Source organism: Streptomyces sp. NPDC007162 (genome assembly GCF_040634175.1).
In the GTDB taxonomy this organism is placed as follows: domain Bacteria; phylum Actinomycetota; class Actinomycetes; order Streptomycetales; family Streptomycetaceae; genus Streptomyces.
Map to the genome: position 1 here is coordinate 1 of NZ_JBEYFC010000722.1, position 3663 is coordinate 3663.

Below are 3663 nucleotides of genomic sequence, written 5' to 3' on the forward strand. Positions count from 1 at the left end.
GACACGAAGGTGGGCTGACCTCGGGTCGCGGGAAGGTCCTCGTGGGAAGGTCAGAAGTAGTGGTCCTGGTCCAGGTCGGTGAGGAGTCCCGGCTGCTCGGGCCGCCAGTCGTACCGCTGTCGGGTCGCGGCGCTCGACGTCGGGTTGTCGTTGACGCAGAAGTGGCCGAGCCACCCGAAGTGGTCGGTCGCCTCCGCCCGGGGCAGGGAGACCGCCGGCACGTCGAGGCGGCGGCCGATCACCTCGGCGAGGTCGCGGAGGCGTACGTCCCCTTCGGCGACCGCGTGCAGCACGGCGCCCGCCGGGGCCGTCTCCAGGGCCTTGCGGTAGAGAGCGGCGGCGTCGAGGCGGTGCACGGCGGACCAGCGGTTGGTCCCCTCGTCCGGGTAGGCGGAGACACCCTTGTCCCGGGCGATGCCGATGAGGGCCGGCACGAACGCGTGGTCGCCCGCACCGTGTACCGCGGGCAGCCGGATCGCGCTGACCCGCACCCCTCGGCCGGCCAGGGCCAGCGCGGCCCGTTCCGCCTCGGCCCGGTGCGCGCCCGGCGCGGCGGGGTCGGGACCGTCGGTCTCGGTGCCGACGCGGCCGGGGGTGAGCAGGCCGGTCACGGAGCTGATGACGAGGGGGCGGCCGGAGTCGGCGAGGGCGTCACCGAAAGCGGCCAGGGCCGCGAGCTCGATGCGCAGGGCGCCGTGCAGGTCGGAGAAGTCGTGGTGGAAGCCCGTGTGGACCACCCCGTCCGCTCCGGCGGCCGCGGCCCGCAGCCCGTCGGCGTCGTTCAGGTCGCCCCGGTGCGCCTGTGCTCCCGCCTCCTTCAGGGCCGCCTCGGCCGCGTCCGAACGGGCGAGGCCGAGCACCTGGTGCCCGGCGCCGAGCAGTTCGCGGACCACCGCGCTGCCGATGAACCCGGTGGCGCCGGTGACGAACACACGCATGACAAATCACCTCACGGGGAGTGAATCTGCTGGGATGACCTCAGCGTGCGCCCGGGGACCGGGCCGGGTCCAAGACCTGTTCCGCACCCCGTGATGCCTGTCCGGACATCACCGCAGCTCACCTGCGTTCACCGGTGCGCGGGTAGAGTCGCAAGGTGCCCGATTCCCCCGTACCGGCGGTGGACCTGGAGCTGCGCCTGGTGCGTTACTTCACCGTCGTCGCCGAAGAACTGCACTTCGGTCGCGCGGCCGACGTGCTGCATCTCGCGCAGCCCTCGCTGAGCCGGCAGATCCGGCGACTCGAGCAGCAGGTCGGTGCCCGGCTGCTGGACCGCACCCCGCGCGGCACCCGGCTCACCGAGGCCGGGGAGGTCTTCCTGCCGCAGGCGAGGGAGCTGCTGCGCACGGCCGGCCGGGCCGCGGCGAGCGCGCGGTCGGCCGCCGCCCACGGCCCGTTCACCGTCGGGTTCACCACCCATATGATCGTCACCCCGGCCGTCCGGGAGCTGCGCCACCGTCATCCCGGGGCCGATGTCCGCGCCCTGCACCTGGACTGGAACGACCCGCGCGAAGCGCTGCTGGACCATCGCGTCGACGCGGTGGTGACCCGGTTCCTGTTCGCCGCCGACGACCTGGACGTCACGGTCCTCTACGAGGAGCCGCGCGTCCTGCTGGTGCCGCTCGACCACCGGCTGGCGGGCAAGGAGTCGGTCACCCTCGCCGACTTCTCCGACGAACAGCTGCCGCGTTTCACCGGCGCCGACCGGATCGGGGCGAATCCTCCCGGCCACACCCGGCTGGGCCCCGTGGTGGACTCGCTGGAGGACAAGCTCGAGCTGGTCGCGAGTGGTGAGGTGGTGACGCTGGCTCCGGCCGGGTTCGGCGGGAACCTGCGGCCGGACATCGCCGTCGTCCCGGTGGCGGACGCCACGCCTCTCCAGGTGGTCCTCGCCACCCGGGCCGGGGACCGTCACCCGCTGTTCCCGGCGTTCCGCCGCGCGGCCGAGGCCCACCTGGTCCCGGGCGCCGCCTAGACCGCACGACCCGGTGCGAGGCGGGCGCCGCCGTCGGGCCGGAGCCCCCGGCCGCGGGGGGCTCCGGCCCGTGGGCCCGGGGCGTCAGGTCGTGTCCGCGGAGTCGTCGCCGCGTACCACGCACAGCGCCCAGATGATGAAACCGGACAGCGCGATCATCACCACGGACCAGACCGGGTAGTACGGCAGGGACAGGAAGTTGGCGATGATCACCAGCGCGGCGATGGCCACACCGGCGCCGCGGGCCCACGCGGCGGGCTGCAGGAGGCCGACACCGACGACCACGGCGATCACGCCGAGGACCAGGTGGATCCAGCCCCAGCTCGTGAGGTCGAACTTGAAGACGTAGTTGGGCGTCGTGACGAACACGTCGTCCTGGGCGATCGCCATGATGCCGCGGAATACCGCGAGCAGACCGGCGATCATCAGCATGACGGCGGAGAAGGTGGTCAGTCCGCCGGCCCACTGCATCTTGGCGCTGTGCGGGTGGTGCGCGGGGTGTGTCGCTGTCATGCGCCTGCCTCGATTCGTTCTCGCAGATCTCGTGGTACTGGTGGTGCGGTCAGCGCCCGTGGGTGGTGGGCACGGCGCCCGGGCGTTGGACGGCCGGTCCGGTGTCGCTCAGGACCAGCGCCTTGGCCCTGCGGAACTCCTCGTCCGAGATGTCGCCGCGGGACTTCATCTCGGAGAGCCTGGCCAGTTCGTCGACGCTGCTGGTCTGGCCGGTACCGCCCTGGGCGGTCTGCCGGATGTAGGACTCGAAGGCCTTCTGCTGGTCGCGGGCCTGGGAGATCTCGCGCTGCCCCATGCCCTTGCCGCGGGCGATCACATAGACGAGGACGCCCAGGAAGGGAACCACGATGCAGAGGGCCAGCCAGCCGGCCTTGGCCCAGCCGCCCATCGAGTCGTCGCGGAAGATGTCCACGATGACCCGGAACAGCAGGACGAGCCACATGATCCACAGGAACAGCCACAGCATGGTCCAGAAGGCGCTCAGCAGCGGATAGTCGTACGCGAGGTAGGTCTGCGCGCTCATTTGTCTCCTCCGTCCACGGCGCCGGCCGGTCGGCCGCGCCCTGCGGTTTCAGGGTGCGCACGGCGGACCCCCGCGGTCCTCACCCGGTGCGGGTGATCGTGCGCTGCTGTGCGGCACGCCTGGTCACTCCGGGCGGCGCCGCATCTCCACGACCCGCAGTCCGAGTGACAGACAGCGGTTCAGCAGGCCGTACAGCTGTGCCTCGTCGATGACGGGACCGAACAGGACCGTCTGGCCGGACATCGTCACGTGTTCCAGTTCCGGGAAGGCCTGCGTCAGCGTCTCGGACATGGCCCCTTCGACGCGGATCTCGTAGTGCATGAGCCGTCTCCCGCCGCGGTGTGCTGCGGTCTGTCCACCGATGCTGCGCCGCGGCGGGCGCCGCCCGCCTCACCCGGCACAGGTGATCCGGGTACGACCGCCGCTGCCCGCCGCCTGCGGGCGGGTCACAGCAGTCCCCGCTCGCGGGCCCGGCGCACCGCGTCACCGCGCCGGCCCACCCCGAGCTTCCGGTAGACGCTCTTGAGGTGCGTCTTCACCGTGTTCACGGAGACGTACAGGTCGGCGGCGATCTCCTGGGTGGACATCAGCTGCGCCAGCCTGCTCAGCACCTCGCGCTCGCGCCCGCTCAGTTCCTCCACGAGCAGCGGTGGGG

Annotated in this window: 6 protein-coding genes; 1 reads left to right on the forward strand and 5 read right to left on the reverse strand. The window is 72.2% G+C overall.

Annotation, left to right across the window (positions count from 1 at the left end; all coding sequences use genetic code 11):
- Positions 1-50: 50 nt before the first annotated feature.
- The gene (locus ABZ646_RS42760) at positions 51-938 is read right to left on the reverse strand and encodes an SDR family oxidoreductase (protein ID WP_360532077.1); all 888 of its coding nucleotides are present in this window, start codon (positions 936-938) and stop codon (positions 51-53) included.
- Between the two features lie 155 nt (positions 939-1093).
- On the opposite strand from ABZ646_RS42760, the gene ABZ646_RS42765 reads away from it, so the two are divergent.
- The gene (locus ABZ646_RS42765; protein WP_360532080.1) at positions 1094-1972 is read left to right on the forward strand and encodes a LysR substrate-binding domain-containing protein; all 879 of its coding nucleotides are present in this window, start codon (positions 1094-1096) and stop codon (positions 1970-1972) included.
- Between the two features lie 84 nt (positions 1973-2056).
- On the opposite strand, the gene ABZ646_RS42770 is transcribed toward ABZ646_RS42765, so the two are convergent.
- The 4 genes from ABZ646_RS42770 to ABZ646_RS42785 form a co-directional block, all read right to left on the reverse strand.
- A complete protein-coding gene (locus tag ABZ646_RS42770) occupies positions 2057-2485 on the reverse strand; it encodes a hypothetical protein (RefSeq protein ID WP_360532083.1) in 429 nt (142 codons plus the stop codon).
- 49 nt (positions 2486-2534) lie between these two features.
- A complete protein-coding gene (locus ABZ646_RS42775; protein WP_360532086.1) occupies positions 2535-3008 on the reverse strand; it encodes an SHOCT domain-containing protein in 474 nt (157 codons plus the stop codon).
- A gap of 123 nt (positions 3009-3131) precedes the next feature.
- Positions 3132-3329, reverse strand: coding sequence for a hypothetical protein (locus ABZ646_RS42780; protein ID WP_360532089.1), 198 nt, complete (start codon positions 3327-3329; stop codon positions 3132-3134).
- A gap of 125 nt (positions 3330-3454) precedes the next feature.
- Positions 3455-3663 (reverse strand): helix-turn-helix transcriptional regulator (locus ABZ646_RS42785; protein ID WP_360532092.1); only part of this gene is annotated, 209 nt, incomplete at its 5' end.